23 protein-coding genes are annotated in these 18714 nt (G+C 57.3%); 12 read left to right on the top strand and 11 right to left on the bottom strand.

Features of this window, described 5'->3' with window-relative positions; all coding sequences use genetic code 11:
- Window positions 1-8: 8 nt before the first annotated feature.
- From tatC to hisC, 11 genes are all read right to left on the bottom strand, one after another.
- Entirely contained in the window at window positions 9-728 is a 720-nt protein-coding gene (gene tatC / locus SLIT_RS03155) for a twin-arginine translocase subunit TatC (RefSeq protein ID WP_013028773.1), read from the bottom strand.
- Between the two features lie 15 nt (window positions 729-743).
- Window positions 744-1130, bottom strand: a complete 387-nt coding sequence (gene tatB, locus SLIT_RS03150; RefSeq protein WP_013028772.1) for a Sec-independent protein translocase protein TatB — start codon at window positions 1128-1130, stop codon at window positions 744-746.
- A gap of 15 nt (window positions 1131-1145) precedes the next feature.
- A complete protein-coding gene (tatA, locus tag SLIT_RS03145) occupies window positions 1146-1364 on the bottom strand; it encodes a Sec-independent protein translocase subunit TatA (protein WP_013028771.1) in 219 nt (72 codons plus the stop codon).
- Window positions 1365-1381: 17 nt separating this feature from the next.
- Window positions 1382-1732: a histidine triad nucleotide-binding protein gene (locus SLIT_RS03140; RefSeq protein ID WP_013028770.1), complete on the bottom strand. Its 351-nt coding sequence runs from the start codon at window positions 1730-1732 to the stop codon at window positions 1382-1384.
- Window positions 1729-2046 carry a phosphoribosyl-ATP diphosphatase gene (locus SLIT_RS03135; RefSeq protein ID WP_013028769.1) on the bottom strand — a complete coding sequence of 106 codons (318 nt, stop codon included), beginning with the start codon at window positions 2044-2046 and terminating at the stop codon, window positions 1729-1731. The genes SLIT_RS03140 and SLIT_RS03135 overlap by 4 nt, the downstream gene beginning before the upstream one ends.
- A complete protein-coding gene (hisI, locus tag SLIT_RS03130) occupies window positions 2043-2432 on the bottom strand; it encodes a phosphoribosyl-AMP cyclohydrolase (protein WP_013028768.1) in 390 nt (129 codons plus the stop codon). The genes SLIT_RS03135 and hisI overlap by 4 nt, the downstream gene beginning before the upstream one ends.
- A 151-nt stretch (window positions 2433-2583) precedes the next feature.
- Window positions 2584-3345: an imidazole glycerol phosphate synthase subunit HisF gene (hisF, locus tag SLIT_RS03125; protein ID WP_223293814.1), complete on the bottom strand. Its 762-nt coding sequence runs from the start codon at window positions 3343-3345 to the stop codon at window positions 2584-2586.
- Window positions 3342-4103, bottom strand: a complete 762-nt coding sequence (gene hisA / locus SLIT_RS03120; protein WP_013028766.1) for a 1-(5-phosphoribosyl)-5-[(5-phosphoribosylamino)methylideneamino]imidazole-4-carboxamide isomerase — start codon at window positions 4101-4103, stop codon at window positions 3342-3344. Before hisA ends, hisF begins: the two co-directional genes overlap by 4 nt.
- 9 nt (window positions 4104-4112) lie before the next feature.
- A complete protein-coding gene (hisH, locus tag SLIT_RS03115) occupies window positions 4113-4832 on the bottom strand; it encodes an imidazole glycerol phosphate synthase subunit HisH (protein ID WP_013028765.1) in 720 nt (239 codons plus the stop codon).
- Between the two features lie 9 nt (window positions 4833-4841).
- On the bottom strand, window positions 4842-5429 hold the full coding sequence (gene hisB, locus SLIT_RS03110; protein WP_013028764.1) for an imidazoleglycerol-phosphate dehydratase HisB: 588 nt from the start codon (window positions 5427-5429) through the stop codon (window positions 4842-4844).
- 8 nt (window positions 5430-5437) lie between these two features.
- Window positions 5438-6532, bottom strand: coding sequence for a histidinol-phosphate transaminase (gene hisC / locus SLIT_RS03105; RefSeq protein ID WP_013028763.1), 1095 nt, complete (start codon window positions 6530-6532; stop codon window positions 5438-5440).
- A 307-nt stretch (window positions 6533-6839) separates the two neighbouring features.
- Here hisC and SLIT_RS03100 point away from each other — a divergent pair, with 307 nt between their 5' ends.
- The 12 genes from SLIT_RS03100 to SLIT_RS03045 all read left to right on the top strand — a co-directional run bounded on the left by SLIT_RS03100 (window position 6840) and on the right by SLIT_RS03045 (window position 18604).
- Window positions 6840-7907: a sensor histidine kinase gene (locus SLIT_RS03100; RefSeq protein WP_041420747.1), complete on the top strand. Its 1068-nt coding sequence runs from the start codon at window positions 6840-6842 to the stop codon at window positions 7905-7907.
- A gap of 30 nt (window positions 7908-7937) precedes the next feature.
- On the top strand, window positions 7938-8570 hold the full coding sequence (locus SLIT_RS03095) for a response regulator (protein ID WP_013028761.1): 633 nt from the start codon (window positions 7938-7940) through the stop codon (window positions 8568-8570).
- Window positions 8571-8669: 99 nt separating this feature from the next.
- The gene (locus tag SLIT_RS03090; RefSeq protein WP_013028760.1) at window positions 8670-10331 is read left to right on the top strand and encodes a GGDEF domain-containing protein; all 1662 of its coding nucleotides are present in this window, start codon (window positions 8670-8672) and stop codon (window positions 10329-10331) included.
- 155 nt (window positions 10332-10486) lie between these two features.
- On the top strand, window positions 10487-11203 hold the full coding sequence (locus SLIT_RS03085) for a flagellin N-terminal helical domain-containing protein (protein ID WP_013028759.1): 717 nt from the start codon (window positions 10487-10489) through the stop codon (window positions 11201-11203).
- Window positions 11204-11272: 69 nt separating this feature from the next.
- Window positions 11273-11644: a flagellar protein FlaG gene (locus SLIT_RS03080; RefSeq protein WP_013028758.1), complete on the top strand. Its 372-nt coding sequence runs from the start codon at window positions 11273-11275 to the stop codon at window positions 11642-11644.
- Between the two features lie 16 nt (window positions 11645-11660).
- A complete protein-coding gene (gene fliD / locus SLIT_RS03075; RefSeq protein WP_013028757.1) occupies window positions 11661-13067 on the top strand; it encodes a flagellar filament capping protein FliD in 1407 nt (468 codons plus the stop codon).
- Between the two features lie 2 nt (window positions 13068-13069).
- On the top strand, window positions 13070-13534 hold the full coding sequence (gene fliS / locus SLIT_RS03070; protein ID WP_013028756.1) for a flagellar export chaperone FliS: 465 nt from the start codon (window positions 13070-13072) through the stop codon (window positions 13532-13534).
- Window positions 13535-13537: 3 nt separating this feature from the next.
- On the top strand, window positions 13538-13858 hold the full coding sequence (locus SLIT_RS03065) for a flagellar protein FliT (RefSeq protein WP_013028755.1): 321 nt from the start codon (window positions 13538-13540) through the stop codon (window positions 13856-13858).
- A 15-nt stretch (window positions 13859-13873) separates the two neighbouring features.
- On the top strand, window positions 13874-14947 hold the full coding sequence (gene fliK / locus SLIT_RS03060) for a flagellar hook-length control protein FliK (RefSeq protein WP_013028754.1): 1074 nt from the start codon (window positions 13874-13876) through the stop codon (window positions 14945-14947).
- A complete protein-coding gene (locus SLIT_RS03055; RefSeq protein WP_013028753.1) occupies window positions 14931-15272 on the top strand; it encodes an EscU/YscU/HrcU family type III secretion system export apparatus switch protein in 342 nt (113 codons plus the stop codon). Before fliK ends, SLIT_RS03055 begins: the two co-directional genes overlap by 17 nt.
- A 10-nt stretch (window positions 15273-15282) precedes the next feature.
- Complete coding sequence (locus SLIT_RS03050; RefSeq protein WP_013028752.1) at window positions 15283-16050, top strand: flagellar brake protein; 768 nt, start codon at window positions 15283-15285, stop codon at window positions 16048-16050.
- A 49-nt stretch (window positions 16051-16099) separates the two neighbouring features.
- Window positions 16100-18604, top strand: a complete 2505-nt coding sequence (locus SLIT_RS03045) for a tetratricopeptide repeat protein (protein WP_013028751.1) — start codon at window positions 16100-16102, stop codon at window positions 18602-18604.
- Window positions 18605-18714: the final 110 nt, after the last annotated feature.

The following is an 18714-nucleotide window of genomic DNA, read 5'->3' as shown; positions in this document are numbered from 1 at the left end:
AGCCGGACTTACGCCGTTTTCTGCCCCATCCAGCTCGCCACCACGATGCCTGCTTCGTAGAGCAGCCACAGCGGGGTGGCCAGCATGCACTGTGACACCACATCAGGCGGGGTGAAGATCGCCCCGACGACAAAGGCGCCAACGACGACATAGGGCCGGGCCTCGCGCAGTTTGGCCGTGCTCACCACGCCGGTCTTTACCAGCAGCACGACTGCGATGGGCACCTGGAAAGCCAGGCCGAACGCCATGAACATGCTCAGCACGAAGCTGAGATATTTGTCGATGTCGGTCATGACCGCCACCCCGTGCGGGGCGGCCGAAGTAATGAACCCGAACACCACCGGGAAAACCACGAAATAGGCAAAAGCCATGCCGCTGAAGAACAGCAGTACGCTGGAAACCAGCAGCGGCAATATCCAGCGCTTCTCGTTCACATACAAGCCCGGCGCAACGAAGCGCCACGCCTGGTACAGAATATAAGGAAGCGCGATCAGGAATGCCGCCATCATTGCAACCTTGAGCGGCACGAAGAACGGCGTGGTGACGTCGGTCGCGATCATCTGTCCGCCCGCAGGGAGTTTTGACAGCAATGGCCGCGCCAGCAAGGCATACAGGTTCGACGCCCATGGAAACAGGCAGATGAACACCAGCAGCAGGGCGACGGCGGAATTGAGCAGGCGTTTGCGCAGCTCAAGCAGGTGGGAGATCAGGTTTTCGCTGGTGCTCACGATGAATGGAAATGACTAGTCGGTCGGAAACTGCTTCTGTTCGGGGACTGTTTGTTCTTTCGGCGCAGTTCCTGCGGCCGGCACACTGCGCGGCTTGGCCTGCTCAACCGGCATCGACTCCTGTTCCTGCAATCCTTGCAGATGATCATCCAGCGTCCGGCTGGCGCTGCTGACGGTTTGCGCTGCGGCGGCAGCTTCCTGCTCCACTTTGAGCTTGAGCTGCTTCAGCTCTTCCATCTGCATGTCGCGCTCGATATCCGCACGGACACCATTGATGTATCGCTGTGCCCTGCCCCACAGCAGCCCCATGGTGCGAGCCACTTTGGGCAGGCGCTCGGGACCGATGACGATGAGCGCCACCACCATGATGACGACCAGTTCGGAAAAGCTGAAATCAAACATGATGCACTATCAGGCTCAAACCTTGGTTTGAGTCTTCTCTTTCGCTTCGCCCTCGATGGTCTTGTCGTCCTGCGCAAGCTGTTTGTGGGACTCTTCCTCGCTCTTCATGCCTTCCTTGAAGCCTTTGACCGCACCGCCCAGGTCCTCGCCGATATTGCGCAACTTCTTGGTACCGAAGATCAGCACGACCACCAGCAACACGATCAACCAATGCCAGATACTTAATGAACCCATGATGCGCTCCTTGTCGATTAACTACGTTTGACCATCGGCGGGATATTGCCGCCGCCAATGACATGAATGTGCAAATGGAACACTTCCTGCCCTCCGCCCTTGCCGCTATTGATCACAGTGCGGAAGCCGTGCTCCAGACCCTGTTCGCGCGCCAGCCTGGGCGCCAGCAGCAACATCCTGCCCAGCAGGGCTGCATGCGCTTCCTCGACATCCAGTAGCGACCCCAGATGCAGCCGGGGAACCAGCATGAAGTGCACGGGCGCCACCGGATTGATGTCGTGAAAAGCGATCACTTCATCATCCTCGTACAGCTTGCGGCTCGGGATCTCGCCGCGCACTATCTTGCAGAAGAGGCAATTGTCGCTCATTTCCGATTCGCCTTTTCAACCACACCGGACACCCCTTCGCGGCGTGCCAGCTCTTCAAGCACGTCGGCGGCGCTCAATCCTTTATGCGCCAGCAACACCATGCAGTGAAACCACAGATCGGCCACTTCATAAACCAGATGCTGCCTGTCACCGTCCTTGGCTGCCAGCAACACTTCGCCCGCCTCCTCGATCACCTTCTTCAGGATCGCATCGTCGCCCTTGCTGAACAGTTTTGCGACGTAGGAAGACTCCGGCGCAGCCTGTTTGCGCGCATCCAGTGTCTCGGCCAAGCGTTGCAGGATATCGTTGCTCATTTTTTGTATATCTCGTCGGGAGACTTTAGCACGGCATCCGTCTCTACCCAATGTCCTTGTTCCAGCCTGCTGAAGAAACAGCTCTCGCGCCCGGTGTGGCAGGCGATGCCGCCCTGTTGTTCCACTTGCAGCAGGATCACATCGCTGTCGCAATCGAGACGTATCTCTTTGACCTTCTGCACATGCCCGGATTCCTCACCCTTGTGCCAGAGTTTCTTGCGCGAACGCGACCAGTACACCGCCTCACCGGAATCGACCGTGCGTTTGAGCGCGTCGCGATCCATCCACGCCACCATCAGCACGCGCCCGGTCGCAGCATCCTGTGCGATGGCCGGAACCAGGCCGTCTTCCGACCAATTCACCTTATTCAGCCAGCTTTCGGTCATTTAAACCCCAATCCAGCCACATAACCAGCGACTTGGCTGGCGTTGTTTGACAGCCTAGTCGAATGGCAAGTAGTCATATCAGAGAACGCAGCCAATCCTTCAAGTGCAGCGGGCTCTCTCTGTGTGCTCTGTGGCAAAATGTTTTTCGTATTCATAGCCGCACTTCGATACCTTGCTTCGCCATATATTCTTTGGCCTGCTGCACCGTGTATTCGCCGAAATGGAAGATGCTGGCAGCCAGCACCGCATCGGCACCGCCCAGTTTCACGCCATCGGCAAGATGTTGCAGGTTGCCGACACCACCGCTGGCGATCACCGGGATCTCCAGGGCATCCGTCACTGCACGTGTCAGCGCCAGGTCGAAACCGTTCTTTTGTCCGTCCTTGTCCATGCTGGTCAACAATATCTCTCCTGCGCCCAGACTTTGCATCTTCTTTGCCCATTCCACCGCATCCAGACCGGTGGCCTTGCGTCCGCCATGGGTGAATACCTCCCATTTCCCCGGGGCGACCTGTTTGGCATCGATGGCGACCACGATGCATTGCGAACCGTATTTTGCCGTCGCATCCGCCACCAATTGCGGATTGACCACTGCCGAAGTATTGATACTCACCTTGTCCGCACCCGCATTGAGCAGGTTGCGCACATCACCCACTTCGCGCACCCCGCCTCCCACCGTCAAGGGGATGAACACCTGTTCCGCCACCTGCTCGATGATGCGAAAGATGATGCCACGGTCGTCGGAACTGGCGGTGATATCGAGGAAAGTGAGTTCGTCTGCACCCTGCTCGTCGTAGCGGCGGGCGATCTCCACCGGGTCGCCGGCGTCGCGCAGCTCGACGAAACTGACGCCTTTGACCACGCGTCCGGCGGTCACGTCCAGGCAGGGAATGATGCGTTTTGCCAGCATCAAATCACGACAGGCGAAAGTTCGTCCGCCAGGGCCTGCGCCGCCTTGAAATCCAGCGTGCCCTCATAGATGGCGCGTCCGGTGATCGCGCCGGTGATGCCTTCGGAACGCACCGCGCACAGGTTGCGCACATCATCCAGGTTGGTGATGCCGCCGCTGGCGATGACCGGAACATGCAATGGACGCGCCAGTTCCACTGTCGCCTCGATGTTCACGCCGGTCATCATGCCGTCGCGCCCGATGTCGGTATAGATGATCGCCTCCACCCCGTAACCCTCGAAACGTTTTGCCAGATCGGCCACGTCGTGCCCGGTCAGTTTCGACCATCCATCCACTGCGACCTTGCCGCCCTTGGCATCGAGGCCGACCATGATGTGCCCGGGAAAAGCATCGCAGGCCTCATGCAAAAAGCCCGGCACTTTCACCGCAGCGGTGCCGATGATGACATAGGTCACACCGAGATCAAGATAGCGCTCGATGGTTTCCAGATCGCGGATGCCGCCACCCAACTGCACCGGGATCTCGCCACCCACCGCTTCGACGATGCCGCGCACCGCCGCTTCGTTCTTCGGTTTGCCGGCGAAAGCACCGTTCAGGTCGACCAGATGCAGGCGGCGTGCGCCCTGCGCCAGCCAGTGTTTGGCCATCGCGGAAGGATCATCGGAGAACACGGTCGCTCCCTCCATCACACCTTGCCTCAGGCGCACACATTGGCCATCTTTCAAATCGATCGCGGGAATAATCAGTGTTTTAGTATCCATGATTAATGATTACACAGGATTCCAGTTGATAAAATTCTGCAGCAACTTCAAACCAGCTGCAGCGCTCTTTTCAGGGTGAAACTGAACGGCAAACAAATTATCACGCGCTATGGCACAGACAAAGGGTTGCGGGTAGTTGCTGGTTGCCTGGGCAATCGCCGCTTCGCGCGGCTGCACATAGTAGCTGTGCACGAAATAGAACCGCGCATCCTGTTCAATTCCAGACCAGAGGGGGTGTTCGGGAGCGGTCCCTCCTTCCAACTTCCCCCCGGTGGGGGGAAGGGCTACCGCCTCAACTCCCTGTGGGAGTTGAGGATCAACCCCTCGATGCACCTGATTCCAGCCCATGTGCGGGACCTTGAGTTTGTTGCCCTGCTCATCATGCAGGCCGGAAGCGAACCGTTTGACCTCTCCGGGGAATATCCCCAGGCACGGCGTGTCCCCTTCCTCGCTGTGATCGAACAGCACTTGCAACCCCATACAGATGCCCAGAAAGGGTTTCCCGCCACTGACGACGTCGGCGATCACGCCATCGAGGCCGCGCGAGCGAATCTCGCGCATGCAGTCGGGGGCTGCGCCTTGCCCCGGGAAAATCACCCGCCCAGCCCTGGCGATCACTTCGGCCTCGCCGGTCACTGCAATATCAGCGTGCGGCGCGACTTTACGCACGGCCTGCTGCACCGAGCGCAAGTTACCCATGCCGTAATCTACAACAGCGATATCAACCATGATGAGACGTTATAACGTTCCCTTGGTAGAAGGCATGACGCCTGCCATGCGCGGATCGATCTCCAGCGCCACACGCAACGCACGACCGAAGGCCTTGAAGATGGTTTCGGCCTGATGGTGGGCATTGTCGCCCGCCAGATTGTCGATATGCAGGGTGACCAGAGCGTGATTGACGAAGCCCTGGAAAAATTCGCGAATCAGGTCGACTTCGAACTCGCCTATGTTGGAACGCACGAACTCCACATTGAACACCAACCCCGGGCGCCCAGAGATGTCCAGCACCACACGTGACAAGGCCTCGTCCAGCGGCACGTAAGCGTGGCCGTAACGACGCAGGCCTTTCTTGTCGCCGATCGCCTGATAGAACGCCTGCCCCAGTGTGATGCCGATGTCTTCTACGGTGTGATGCGCATCGATATGCAGATCGCCCTTGGCGTTGATATCCAGATCGAGCAAGCCGTGCCGGGCGATCTGGTCCAGCATGTGCTCAAGGAAAGGCAGGCCGGTATCCAGTTTGATCTTGCCAGTACCGTCGAGATTCGCCTCGACCGTGATCCTGGTCTCCAGGGTGTTGCGTGTGACTTTTGCGCTGCGCATGATCCGCCTTATGCGAGTTGGTTAATGGTATCTTGCAATGCAATCAAGAACTGCCCGTTCTCATGTTGTGTCCCTACCGTAACGCGGAGACAATCAGCCAGTGCCGGATGTCCGCCGTTCAGGTTCTTGATGAGTATCCCGCGCTGTTTCAACCCCTCGAAGACCTGCGTGGCTTTTGCCACACGGAACAGGATGAAGTTTGCCTCGCTGGGATACGCATGAACACCTCTGATAACGGCCAATGCGCCCGACAACTCAGTACGCTCCCGCTTGATGTTCTCCGCCTGGGTCAGCAGTACATCGTGATGCTCCAGCAACTTTGCCGCGACCAATTGCGTCAGGACGCCCACATTATACGGTAAGCGCAGCTTTTCCAGCTGGCTCAACCAGGCCACGGATCCGGCCAGAAAACCGAGCCGCAACCCCGCCATGCCCAGCTTGGAGAAAGTCCGCATCACCAGCAGATTGGCATAACGGGCAAGATGCGGAATGAAACTATCGCTGGCGAAAGCGTAATAGGCTTCATCCACCACCACCAAGCCTGGCGCCGCCTCGATGATCCGCTCGACGGAGGAAGTGTCGAACAGGTTGCCGGTGGGATTGTTAGGATAGGCCAGGAACACCAGTGCCGGCCGCTCGCGCTTGATCGTATCCAGCATGACATTCAGGTCAAGCGCAAAATCCTTGCCCAGTGGAACGCCGACATATCCCATCCCGACGAAAGTGGCGATCATCTTGTACATGACGAACGAAGGTTCTACGCTCAACAGGACTGCACCCGGTTTGGCAACCGCCATGGCCAGCAACTGGATGATCTCGTCCGAACCGTTTCCCAGCAACACCTCCATACCTGCCGGAAGTTTGACTGCCTTGCGGATCTCCGCCTTGAGCCGATGCGCGCCCGCATCGGGATAACGATTGATCTCCGCATTCGCCACCATTCGTGCGATCTCGTCGCGCAAGCTCTGCGGCAACAAATGCGGATTCTCCATCGCATCCAGTTTGATCATGCCACTGGCGGGAGGGACATGATATGCATGCAGCTCCAGCACTTCCGGGCGGAACAGGTTCTCAGGGGCAACGGCTGGATTGGCGGAAGACATGATGTGGCAAGTTCGTTAGCAGGTGGCATTCTATCGTAATTGACCCCCAGTCCAAATGAATTGTTACCGGCCCAAGCTGTCTTGAAAATGGCTAGCGGCGGCAAGTACAAAGGAATTGCCCAAACCAAGGTGCGTGTAGTAACCTCCCTCACATCAATACGGGCATCGACATAATAATAATCGCTGGTTGGCGAACAACATCTCCCTCATACCGCCAGCAGCCCTGGAGAAGAGACCAGCACAGATCGTGTCAGAAATCACACAAAAGCCTTTGCGGCTAGACAACTTCATCGCCAATCTCCCATGCATGGCGTTCCAGCTTGTACTGGAGAGCAATGGCGTGTTTTCCTTTTCCTACATTGGTGAAGGAAGTCTGGCTTTGCTTGGATTAAGCCCGCTTCAGCTTGAGTCTGACATCAATACTTTTTTACATTTGATCCACCCGGAAGACAGTCCATCCTTTCGCGAAAGCATGGAGCACTCTGCGCAAACCATGAGTTTCTGGAGTTGGGAAGGGCGCGTCACCCTTGCAAATGGCGAAATGAAATGGCTCGTCCTGGGATCGACCCCGCAATCCGGGGAAAACGGCAAAATCGAATGGGAAGGCTTGGCTGTCAACGTCACCAAGGCCAAACTTGATGAAATCGAACTCCTGCGCTCGCAACAACAATTGCGGGAATTCTCCTCGCATATCCAGGACGCCAAGGAGCAGGAACGCCTGCGTATCGCACGCGAAGTTCACGACGAGATCGGCGGCCTGCTCACCGCCATCAAGATGGATCTGGCATGGATCAAGGAGCGCCTGCCCAAAAGCAAAAAGATACTGACCGACAAGACCTCTGCCATCGAGAACATGGTGGGCAAGGCCATGACTGCCGCACGCAATCTTGCGCACAGTTTGCGACCGGGCTACCTCGACAGCTTCGGTATCGTTGCCGCAATCGAAATGGAGGCAAGCGAATTCGAACAACGCACCGGCATCAAATGCCTGCTCGCCCACAACGAGGAAGAAGATGAAGAGCTGGAACTCCACCCGGATGTCTCCATCGCGTTGTTCCGCATTTTTCAGGAAGCCCTTACCAATATCATGAAACACTCGCGTGCCAACAAGGTCGAAGTCCTGATTCACAACAGCCAGGAGCACATCGAATTGACCATCAGCGACAATGGCTGCGGCTTCAGTCAGGATGCACGCTCCAAGCCGCGGTCGTTCGGACTGCGCGGGATCCAGGAGCGGGTTGCGCATTTTGGAGGCGAAGTCAGCATCAGCAGCACGCCAGAACAGGGAACCAGGGTGTATGTGAAAATCCCCCACTTCTCCGGCGACTCCCCGAACAGTGCTAGACTTGCGCGCACCCAGCAATCACTGTTCTGAGACTCATTGCATGCATGGCAGAACGACAAGATGATCAAGATACTGATAGCAGACGATCACGCACTCATACGCAAAGGTCTCAAGCAAATCGTCGATGACTCTGCCGACATGCGCGTGACCGGAGAGGCCGAGAACGGCATGCAGGCCATCCAGATGTCGCTGCAGAACCAGTACGACATGATACTGCTCGATATCAGCCTGCCGGACAAGAACGGCATCGATGTACTCAAGCAGATCAAGGCCAATTGCCCCAACACCCCCATACTCATGCTCAGCATGCATCCTGAAGAACAATACGCTGTCCGCTCCATGAAAGCAGGAGCAGCCGGTTACCTGAACAAACAAAGTGCACCGGCCCAGCTGCTGACTGCCATAAGGAACGTTGCCATTGGCAGGAAATACATCAGCACCGAACTCGCCGAACAACTCGCCAACGGTTTATCGGAAGGTTACAAGGAGTTGATTCACCAAACTCTTTCCGACCGCGAGTACCAGACGCTATGTCTGATGGCTTCCGGAAAAAAATTGAGCGAAATGGCAAAGATCATGTCGCTGAGTCCAAAAACCGTCAGCGTATATCGCTCCCGCCTTCTGGAGAAAATGAAGTTGAAAACCAACGCCGAAGCGATCCATTACGCCATCAGCAATCATCTGATCGAGTGACCAACTCAAATTAAAACGATAAATTGCCACTATTCGTCGTTTCGCAACCGCAATACAACCGGATAATGCCGAGCATGAACCACCGATATATGGCCGCACATGAGTAACCCCAAGGCTCCTTCAGAGATCGCCCGCGAGACGCTGACCGCGCTCGCCTTTCGCAAGTTGGCACCAACGCCGGAGAATTACGCGCAGATGTACCGCGAGATCAGCGGCGAACCCGCCCCGGCGCCTTCTCCCGACATCGGCGCGACGACCAGCAAAGGCAAGCTCGTTCCCGCCTGGTCGGAATTGATCCGGGACTTGCTGCGCCAATTGGAGACACCACACAAAGGCATCACCATCACCCGCAAGAAAGACGGTGTGGAGACCGTTCTGACACGATTCTCCAAGGATCCGGAAGTGCTGTTCGGTAAATTGCAGAGCCTGCTGCGTTCCTGGTCCACCGCCCCGGCTGGAGCCAGCCCGGACGAACTGGTCCCTTCCGTCAAACCCGGCACAACACTTCCTCCCACCTCCTCGCCAGCAACCTCAGCCCCATCCGTACCCCCGGTTCAGGCCGAACACCAGGAACTGATCAGTCAGTTGCGCGAGCTGCTGGCACAGACGCTGGAGAGCATGCGCTCCAGCCAGCCGGAGCTGGAAAGCGAGATACAGACACTGATCGCACAGGTCCGCGCATCCGACAACAAGGATCGTCTCAACGACCTCGCCAAGCAACTGCGCCAGTTCTGGCTCAAGCTGGAACTGCGCGGCGGCGACAAGGCGAAGATACAGGAAGGTCTGGTGCGCCTGTTGCGCCTGCTGGTAGAGAATGTCAGCGAAATGGTGGAAGACGACAAATGGCTGCGCGGTCAGATCACTGCGCTGCAGGAGATCATCACCAACCCGCTGGACAAGCGTTCCATCGCCGACGCCGAGCGCAACTTGCGCGATGTCATCATCAAACAGGGTACGCTCAAGCAAAGCCTGACCGATGCCAAGGCCACCCTGAAGAGCCTGATGACCACATTCATCGACCGCCTGGGTGACCTGACCGCCAGTACCGGCGAATACCACAACAAGATCGAGGGCTACAGCCAGAAGATCGGCAAGGCCGACAACCTGACCGAGCTCAGCCATATCCTGAAGGACGTGATGCACGACACTCGCGTCATCCAGGCCAGCGCCATGCGCTCGCACGAAGAACTGCTTTCCTCAAAGAAACAGGCCGACGAAGCCGAAACGCGCATCAGGGAGCTGGAGAATGAACTTGAGCAGATCAGCGAACTGGTACGCGAAGACCAGCTTACGGGCGCGCTCAACCGGCGCGGCCTGGACGAAACCCTGGATCGCGAGCTGAAGCGCTCAGACCGCAGCAAAACACCTGTCAGCGTCGCCCTGCTCGACATCGACAACTTCAAGCAATTGAACGACTCCCTCGGACACCTGGCTGGCGACCGCGCCCTGATACACCTGACAAAAGTCATTAAAGAAACGCTGCGCCCTGCCGATACAGTAGGACGTTACGGCGGTGAGGAGTTCCTCATCGTACTGCCCGATACCGGCCTGAAAGCTGCCGTAGAGGCCATGCAGCGCCTGCAACGCGACCTGACCAAGAAGTTCTTCCTGCACAACAACGAGCGCATCCTGGTCACCTTCAGCGCCGGCGTGGCATTGCGCGGAGAGGATGAAGAGGCCGAAGACCTGATCGGACGTGCCGATAAGGCGATGTACCAAGCCAAGCAGGCCGGCAAGAACCGTGTAATGACCGCTGGATAGGCGTGCCAGCAATGAAATTGATGAACCTGCTCTAAAGTTTTCCCGTAATGCTCCGATAACTGGTTCAACAGCGGTTGCCAAGCTTCTGAACAAAGGCGAACCAAAGTAGGCGGCAGCCAAGCCGCACAAGTGAACCAAGTTAAAGGAGAACTAAAATGGCACAAGTCATCAATACCAACGTTGCGGCCCTGTTCGCCGGTGCAGCCCTGAACAAATCGGCTCTCGCACTGCAAACCGCCCAGCAACGCCTGTCCTCGGGCCTGCGCATCAACAGCGCAAAGGACGACCCCACCGGCTTGGTCATCGCCACCGACTACGACAGCCAGATTCGCGGCACCAACATCGCCATCCAGGGTGCCAATAACGCGATCTCGACTGCTCAAACCAATGACGGCTATGCCGGACAGATCATCGCCAACCTGCAACGCCTGTATGAGATCGCCGTGCAGCTGGGCGGCACCGCTTCCGGCGCTGAAACTACTGCGCTGACGGCCGAGAATGCACGTATCGCCGGCCTGACCACTGCCGCTACTGCGGTGACCGTGGACGGCAACGGAACCACGAAGACAGGTGTGAGCGCCAAGATCACAGCGCCTACGAACGTTACAGTCGCCGGCATCACGACAGATCTTGGCACTGTGAACACCGCACGTTCGCAATATGGTGCCGACATGGCGACCTTCGGTTCTGCTGTCGCCACGATGCAGGTCACCTCGGTGAACCTGTCAGCTGCCTACAGCCGCATCATGGATACCGACTATGCTGCTGAGTCGACAGCGATGACCCGCAACAACATCTTGCAACAGGCAGGTAGTGCGGTGCTGGCACAGGCCAACCAGACACCGAATAGTGTGCTGACCCTGTTACGTTAATTAAGTTAAACTTAGAGCATGCCTGATCGGTCACCCGATCAGGCAAATTGAAGTCAAAGGAGATCCAAAATGATCATCCAGAATATTGGTAGTAGTTCGGGAGCGATACCCGCAAGGCTCGTCAGCAATGACGCGCCCGCTGTTACGCCCGAATCGCCGACACCGACAACCTCGCCAGCCGTTCCGCAAACCCCTTCGGCCGAACAGCTGAAGAGTGCAGTGACCAGCATCAATAAGGCGATGCAGCAATCGAGTCAGAATATCGAGTTCACAGTCGATTCCAGTACCAAGACACCTGTCGTCAAGATGACGGATACGGAAACCGGCAAGGTGATCAGCCAATTCCCCTCCGAAGCAGTATTGGGGATCGCGCAATCGATAGACGAATACCTGAGTGCACATCAATTGAAGCAAGGATTATTGTTGAAGCAACAGGCATAGGGCAGGAGGCAGCATCATGGCAACATCATCGGTAGCAGCTTCATCGAGCTTGGGGACTATTGACGTCCCCAGCCTCGTTTCGCAGTTGATGACGGTCGAACGTCAACCCATCAACAAGCTCAATACCACAGTCGCCAGTTACCAGTCTCGGATCTCATCCTTAGGCACGATCCAGGGACTGGTCTCCAGTTTTCAAAGTGCCGAACTAAGCCTGAACACCAGCTTGCAAGCGTTCAGTGCCGTCTCGTCCAGCACAAGCATTGCCGCCTCTGCCACCAGCTCAGCCGTACCAGGTGCTTACTCGTTGTCAGTAAGCGCACTGGCACAGGCGCAGAACCTGGTTGCTGTCGGCCAAACCAGCACCACCGCCACCATCAACGCAGGCACGTCGACGACGGTCACGTTCGATTTCGGCACCACCACTGGAGCCACTTTCACCTCCAATGGCACCGGCACCAAGAGCATCACCATCGACAGCACCAACAACACCTTGCAAGGCATACGCGATGCGATCAATGCCGCGAATATCGGCGTAACAGCGACCATCGTCAACGATGGAAGTGCCACCCCCTATCGCCTCGTACTGGCCTCGAACAGCAGCGGTGCCAGTAACAGTCTCAAGATCACCACCAATGGCGCCGGCAACGGCGTAGACAGCCTGCTGGCATACGACCCTGCCGGGACGAAGAACCTGACCCAGACTGTTGCCGCCCAGAATGCAAGCTATACGCTCAATGGCATCGCGATGACCAGTGCATCCAATACGGTCACCAATGCCATCCAGGGGGTGTCGTTCACACTGAGCAGTGTCACTGCTTCACCGGCCACCTTGACCATTGCCCACGATACGGCTGCGGTCAACACGGCCGCCACCAACTTCGTTAATGCGTATAACGCCATGTACACCCAGTTGAAGTCCCGATCCGCTTATGGCAATGCCACTGCGACAGCCGGATCTTTGGCCGGTGACGGAACGGTGCACATGATGATGAGTCAATTGCAAGGCATCTTCATGGCGCCCGCCACACCCGCAGCTGGGGGAAGCCTGACCATGCTCGCTCAGGCCGGCATCTCCACCCAGACAGACGGCACACTCAAACTGGACAGCACGGCACTCAACAGTGCGATGTCGAATAATTATAGCGACGTGGTCAACCTGTTCACCTCTGCAAGCGGATTCCTGACCCGGCTGGATACTTGGGCCACCTCGGCTGTCACACCAGGCGGATTGATCTCCAATCACATCACCGGCATAAACACGACCATCACCGGCCTCAACAACCAGATCAGCCAACTGGAGCATCGCATGACCGCTCTGCAGGCCTACTACACCACGCAATACAGCAACCTGAATATGCTGCTGACCAGCATGAACAGCACCAGCGCATACCTGACCCAACAATTCACCAAAACGGGAGCTTGATCATGAACGCGAATACAGCTACCAATACCTACGCCCGCGTCGAAGTAGAGTCCAGCCTGCTTGCCGCAGATCCGCACAAACTGATCGCCATGTTGTTCCAAGGCGCCCTGCTGGCGATCGCCAATGCCAGGAACAGCATGCTGCGCAAGGACATCCCGGCCAAAAGCAAAGCCATCACCCACGCCATCCGCATCATCAGCGAAGGCCTGAGGGCCAGTCTGGACAAGAATGTGGGGGGGCAATTGGCATATGACCTGGATGCATTGTACGAATACATGTGCGTGCGTCTGGTGAATGCCAACCTGAAGAACGATGTCGAGATCCTGGATGAAGTGGCTCGTCTGCTTGGCGACATCAAGAGTGCATGGGACGAGATTCGGCCAAAGAGCAACGCTCCACAGTCGACCACTCCTTATTCGCCCGAGTCGGTCAACAAACAGCCCGCACTCGTCTACGGAAGAGGCTGAGCGATGTCCTTGTTGCTCGAAGACTACCAGCGCCTTTCGGGCATCACCGGAGAGATGCGCAATGCCGCTGCATCTGGCGAATGGGATCGCTTGATCTCGCTGGAGCAGGAGTGCAAACGCAAGGTCGAAGAGATCAAGCCGCGCGATATCGTCCCTTCCAATCCGGAAGAACGTGCCCAGAAACTGGCACTGCTCAAGAAGATCCTCGCCGACGATGCCGACATCCGCAGCCGTACAGAGAGCTGGATGGAACAGCTTCAGCGCATCATGCAGAGCACGCGCAGCGAACAGCGCCTGCAGCAGACCTATCTGGCCAATTACTAGCCAGCCTCAAGATGCATGCTGCCTGCCAACCTCATCTCGACGCTCAAGGCACTATCACTCAACGATAAGCCGCTCATTACCGCAACGCCGGACAAGAATACCGCGAATGCCGGCAAGCAATTCGAGCTGGGACAAAAGGTACAAGGCGCGGTACAAGCGCAGGTCGCCCCAAATGTATTCAACGTCCGCGTCGCCAACCAGATGCTGCAGATGCAACTTCCTGCGTTCATCCGCTCGGGCGACATCATCACCCTGCAAGTCGTTTCCCTGCAACCGCGCCTGACCTTCACGCTGGCGGCATCCTCCAACCCGGTTTCCACTCCCGAATCGCTCAGCGCCACTTCCCGCCTGCTGTCTTCACTATCGCAGCAGCCTCTGGAAAAAAGCTATGTGCGCCCGATCCAGAGTGCGCCGTTGTGGACCGGTGAACAGGCAATGCCCGATACGGCACAGCTCGCCAACAAACTGCATGACGCACTCAGCCACAGCGGCCTGTTCTACGAGTCGCACCAGGCACAATGGATAGCGGGCACTCGCCCCACCACACAATTGTTGCTGGAACCGCAAAACCAATTGCCACAAAGTCAGTTGCTGCGCACTCAAGTACAACCGAACCAGTCGCAGCAGGCCATGAGCTCAAAAGCTGTCGAAGCCGCGAGCACCCCGATGACAACCGCCTCAGCCGGAACCGAGCAACGCATTGCTACGCCTCATATTCCCGACCACCTGCAAACATTGGTGCAACAGCAGATGAACGCATTGGAAACACGGCAGGTGTTGTGGCAAGGACAAGTCTGGCAGGGACAGGAAATGCGCTGGGAGGTGCGCGAAGAATCGCCGCGCCCCAACCCACAGGGGGCAGATGAGAGGCAGTGGACCACCCAGGTCGATCTCAACCTGCCCAATCTTGGCGATGTTTCAGCTCGTCTGAGCTTCAATGGCAGCGCGCTGAATCTTGTTTTCGATGTATCCGATACCCAAACTCGCGACAAACTGGGCAGTGCCAGCTCGCAGTTGATCGCAGCATTGTCAGAACGCGGCATTCCGGTAGTCCATACGCAGATCACCCAGAATGAGCACGCCGGATAAACCCCCATCCAGGCAGTTGGCTGTCGCCCTTGCCTACCGCAATGGCGATGCCGCTCCCAAGGTGGTAGCCAGCGGGAGGGGCCTCATCGCCCAGGCCATCATCGAACGCGCCAAGGAACACGGCGTCTATGTGCATGAATCCGAAGAGCTGGTCGGCATGCTGATGCAGGTGGAGCTGGATCAACACATCCCGCCACAACTCTACCTGGCAGTGGCCGAGCTGCTGGCCTGGCTATACCGTCTGGAACGGGGAGAAAACAGCGCAATTCCCCGTACTGAGCCCATTGCAAAACCGCTACAATCGCCGCCGATGAAACTACGTTGACGATTGCCCCATGCGTACCAAAGAGATTCCGCTAAAGATAGAGATGTTCTCGGCAGACGAGGAAAACGACTATCTCGTCAGCAACCCAAAAGAGATCGTCTCCATCCTGCAAACCATCGCGCAGCGCAAATCGCGCGTCGCCCTGTACTACAACGAGGGCAACAGCATGGTACTGACCATGATCCTGGCGGTAGACGATCATGGTGTCTGGGTCGACGCAGCCTCGAATCCGCACGACAACCGCCTCATTGAGCGCAGCAAACGCATCATATTCGTCACTACTCACAATCAGGCCAAGGTGCAGTTCGTCGCCGGCGATGTCGTACTCGGCACATACGAGGATGCTGCTGCGTTCAGTCTGGCACTGCCAAGAAAACTGCTGCGATTGCAAAGGCGCGACTATTACCGGCTCGTTACTCCCGAACACGGTGCGCTCAAATGCATCATCCGCCCCGTCGCAAGCCAGGCCCACATCCAGCATGAAGTCACCGTGATGGACATCAGCATCGGCGGCGTGGCCTTGGTCTGCGAAGCCAGCGGTATCGAGTTACAACCCGGCATGGTGTATGAACATTGCCAGATCGAACTGCCGGAGGTCGGCAAGCTGGAGGCAACCATCGAAGTGAAAAACACCTTCGAGATCACCGACCGCAACGGCAAGGTGAAACGCCGCGCAGGCTGCGTGTTCGTCAAACCGGACGGCAAGACCACCATGCAGTTGCAGCGCTACGTGGCACAGATGCAGCAGAGAATGGCCGCCGTAAAATCCGAGCGCTGATTCGTACGTTGCGGCCATTTTGGCCACCAACATCAATCTGGAAGAATGGATGTCAGCAGAAATCGAACAGCTCCTGCAGCGTGCCGTCGCCCATCATCGGGCTGGTCAATTCGATGATGCCGAGCAATTATACCGTTCCATCATTCTGATCCATCCCGGCCATCCCGAAGCAAATCACAACATAGGCAGCATAGCTTTGCAGAAGCAGCAGCCGGCTGTAGCGCAGATGCATTTCATGAAAGCGCTGGAGGCAGATCCGGCGCGTGCCCAGTACTGGCTCAGCTATATCGAAGCATTGTTCCAGACCAGCCAGCTGGAAGCTGCAAGAGAAGTCATGGCGATGGCGAGGAAGAACGGCCTGCACGGAGACGATGTCGATGCGCTGGAAACCAGGGTAAAAGGCAGCGCCCCCACCCAGGCAGCAAATTCCGGTAAAGCAAAATCGGACAAGCCTGCAAAGGGCCATCCGCAGCAAAACACCAGCAACCCAAGCCAGCAACAGATTGATGCCCTGGTCGCCCTGTTCAATCAGGGCCGCTATCAAGACGTGGCGGATTCCGCCCGGGCTATGACCATGCAGTTCCCTTCGCACAGCTTCGGCTGGGCGACGCTGGGGGTGGTGCTGCAGCATCTGGGGCGGAACGAGGAAGCGCTGCAGCCAATGCAAAGAGCGGTGGAGCTTGCGCCGAAAGACGCGCAGGCGCACAGCAATCTTGGCAACACGCTCAGCTATCTGGGCAGGCTCGACGAGGCCGAAACAAGCTTCCGTCGCGCGCTGAAGATCAATAAGGATTTCGCCGAAGCACACCTGAATCTGGGGGCGACCCTGCATGATCTCGGCCGCTTCGGCGAGGCCGAGGTGAGCTACCGGTGCGCCATTCAGCTCAAGCCGGGATTGGCCGAGGCGCATTACAACCTGGGAAACACCCTCAAGAGCCAAGGCAAGCTGGAAGAGGCCGTGGCCAGTTATCGCAAGGCGCTGCAAATCGCGCCGGGACTGGTTGGCGCGTCCAGTAATCTGGGGGCCGCCCTGCAAGCGCAGGGCAAACTGGCTGAGGCCGAAACGATCCTGCGCAATGTGCTGCAAAGCAATCCGGATTCGCTTGAAGCCTATAGCAACCTGGGCAGTACGCTGCACGATATGGGCCGCCTCGAAGAGGCCAGGTCCGAATATGAGAAGGCACTACGAATCAAACCTGACCATGCAGAGATATTGAGCAATCTTGGCAATACGCTGATGACCATGGGGCTGCAGGAAGAAGCCGTGCGCTGCTTCAGGGATGCGCTGGAGTACAAGCCTGATTTCCTCAAGGCGAGGAGCAACCTTCTGTTCAGCCTGAATTACTCGTCCAGCTCCTCTCCTGAAGATTGTCTGGCAGAGGCATGCCGCTACGGCGAGATCGTCAGCAGCAAAGCAGCTGCAAAATTCAACCGATGGCCAGTCGCAATAAGCCCCAAACGACTACGGGTTGGCTTGGTATCTGCCGACCTCAGGAACCATCCGGTCGGGTATTTCCTGGAAAGCGTACTCGCTCAGCTTGCCACCAGCTCAGTCGAATTGTTCTCCTACCCTGCTTTCCACAAAAGTGACGAACTCACTGCCAGGATCAAGCGGCATTTTTCCGCCTGGCACCCTATCCATGGGATGAGCGACGAAGCGGCGGCACGCCTGATACACGACGACAAGATCCACATATTGATCGACCTGTCCGGCCACACCCGACTCAACCGCCTGCCGATCTTCGCCTGGAAGCCGGCCCCAATCCAGGCCAGCTGGCTGGGCTACTTCGCCACCACTGGGGTCGCCGAGATCGATTACGTCATCGGCGACCCCTATGTTTCTCCGGTCGGGGAGTCGGCGCACTTCAGCGAAAGCATCTGGCAATTGCCGGAGTGCTACTGGTGCTTTTCTGCACCCGACTCGAAGGTAGAGGTTTCTGCCCTGCCGGCCCTGCAGGCTGGTCACATCACCTTTGGCTGCTTCAACAATTTGAGCAAGATGAATGATGCTGTCGTAGCGCTCTGGGCAAAGATCTTGTCGGCCATCCCCGGGGCGAAATTATTCCTCAAGTACAGCCAGCTCAACGACCCGTCAGTACGCGATGCCACGCTGCAACGCTACGCCATGCATGGCATCGGCAAGGAGCGACTGATACTGGAAGGCTCATCGCCACGCGCCGAATATCTGGCCAGCTACCATCGGGTCGATATCGCGCTCGACCCTTTTCCCTATCCCGGCGGAACGACCAGCATGGAAAGCCTGTGGATGGGCGTGCCGGTCCTCACCAGACGCGGCGATCGTTTCCTTGCCCACGCGGGTGAAACAATCGCCTGCAATGCCGGTTTGGATACCTGGGTCGCGACTGATGAGGATGACTATCTCGCCAAGGCAGTATCATTCTCTTCGGACCTGGCTCGACTCGCCAAGTTGCGTGCAGGATTGCGCTCGCAAGTGCTGTCCTCCCCGATATTCGACGCGCCCCGCTTTGCCGGGCACTTCGAAAACGCGATGTGGGGAATGTGGAAGAAATGGCTGGCACAAAGAGAGAATTGAGGACGCAGGGCGTACATAAGCACCGCGGCATTCACCAAAACCCGGTTTGCCAAATATCATCGCCTCGCCCGGGCACCGGGCGGGAACAGCCGAAATTTTGAACAAGGGAA

This window comes from Sideroxydans lithotrophicus ES-1, from assembly GCF_000025705.1.
GTDB classification, from domain to species: Bacteria; Pseudomonadota; Gammaproteobacteria; order Burkholderiales; family Gallionellaceae; genus Sideroxyarcus; species Sideroxyarcus lithotrophicus.
The sequence above is the reverse complement of the archived record's forward strand: the minus strand, read 5'-3'. Positions and strand labels throughout refer to the sequence as shown.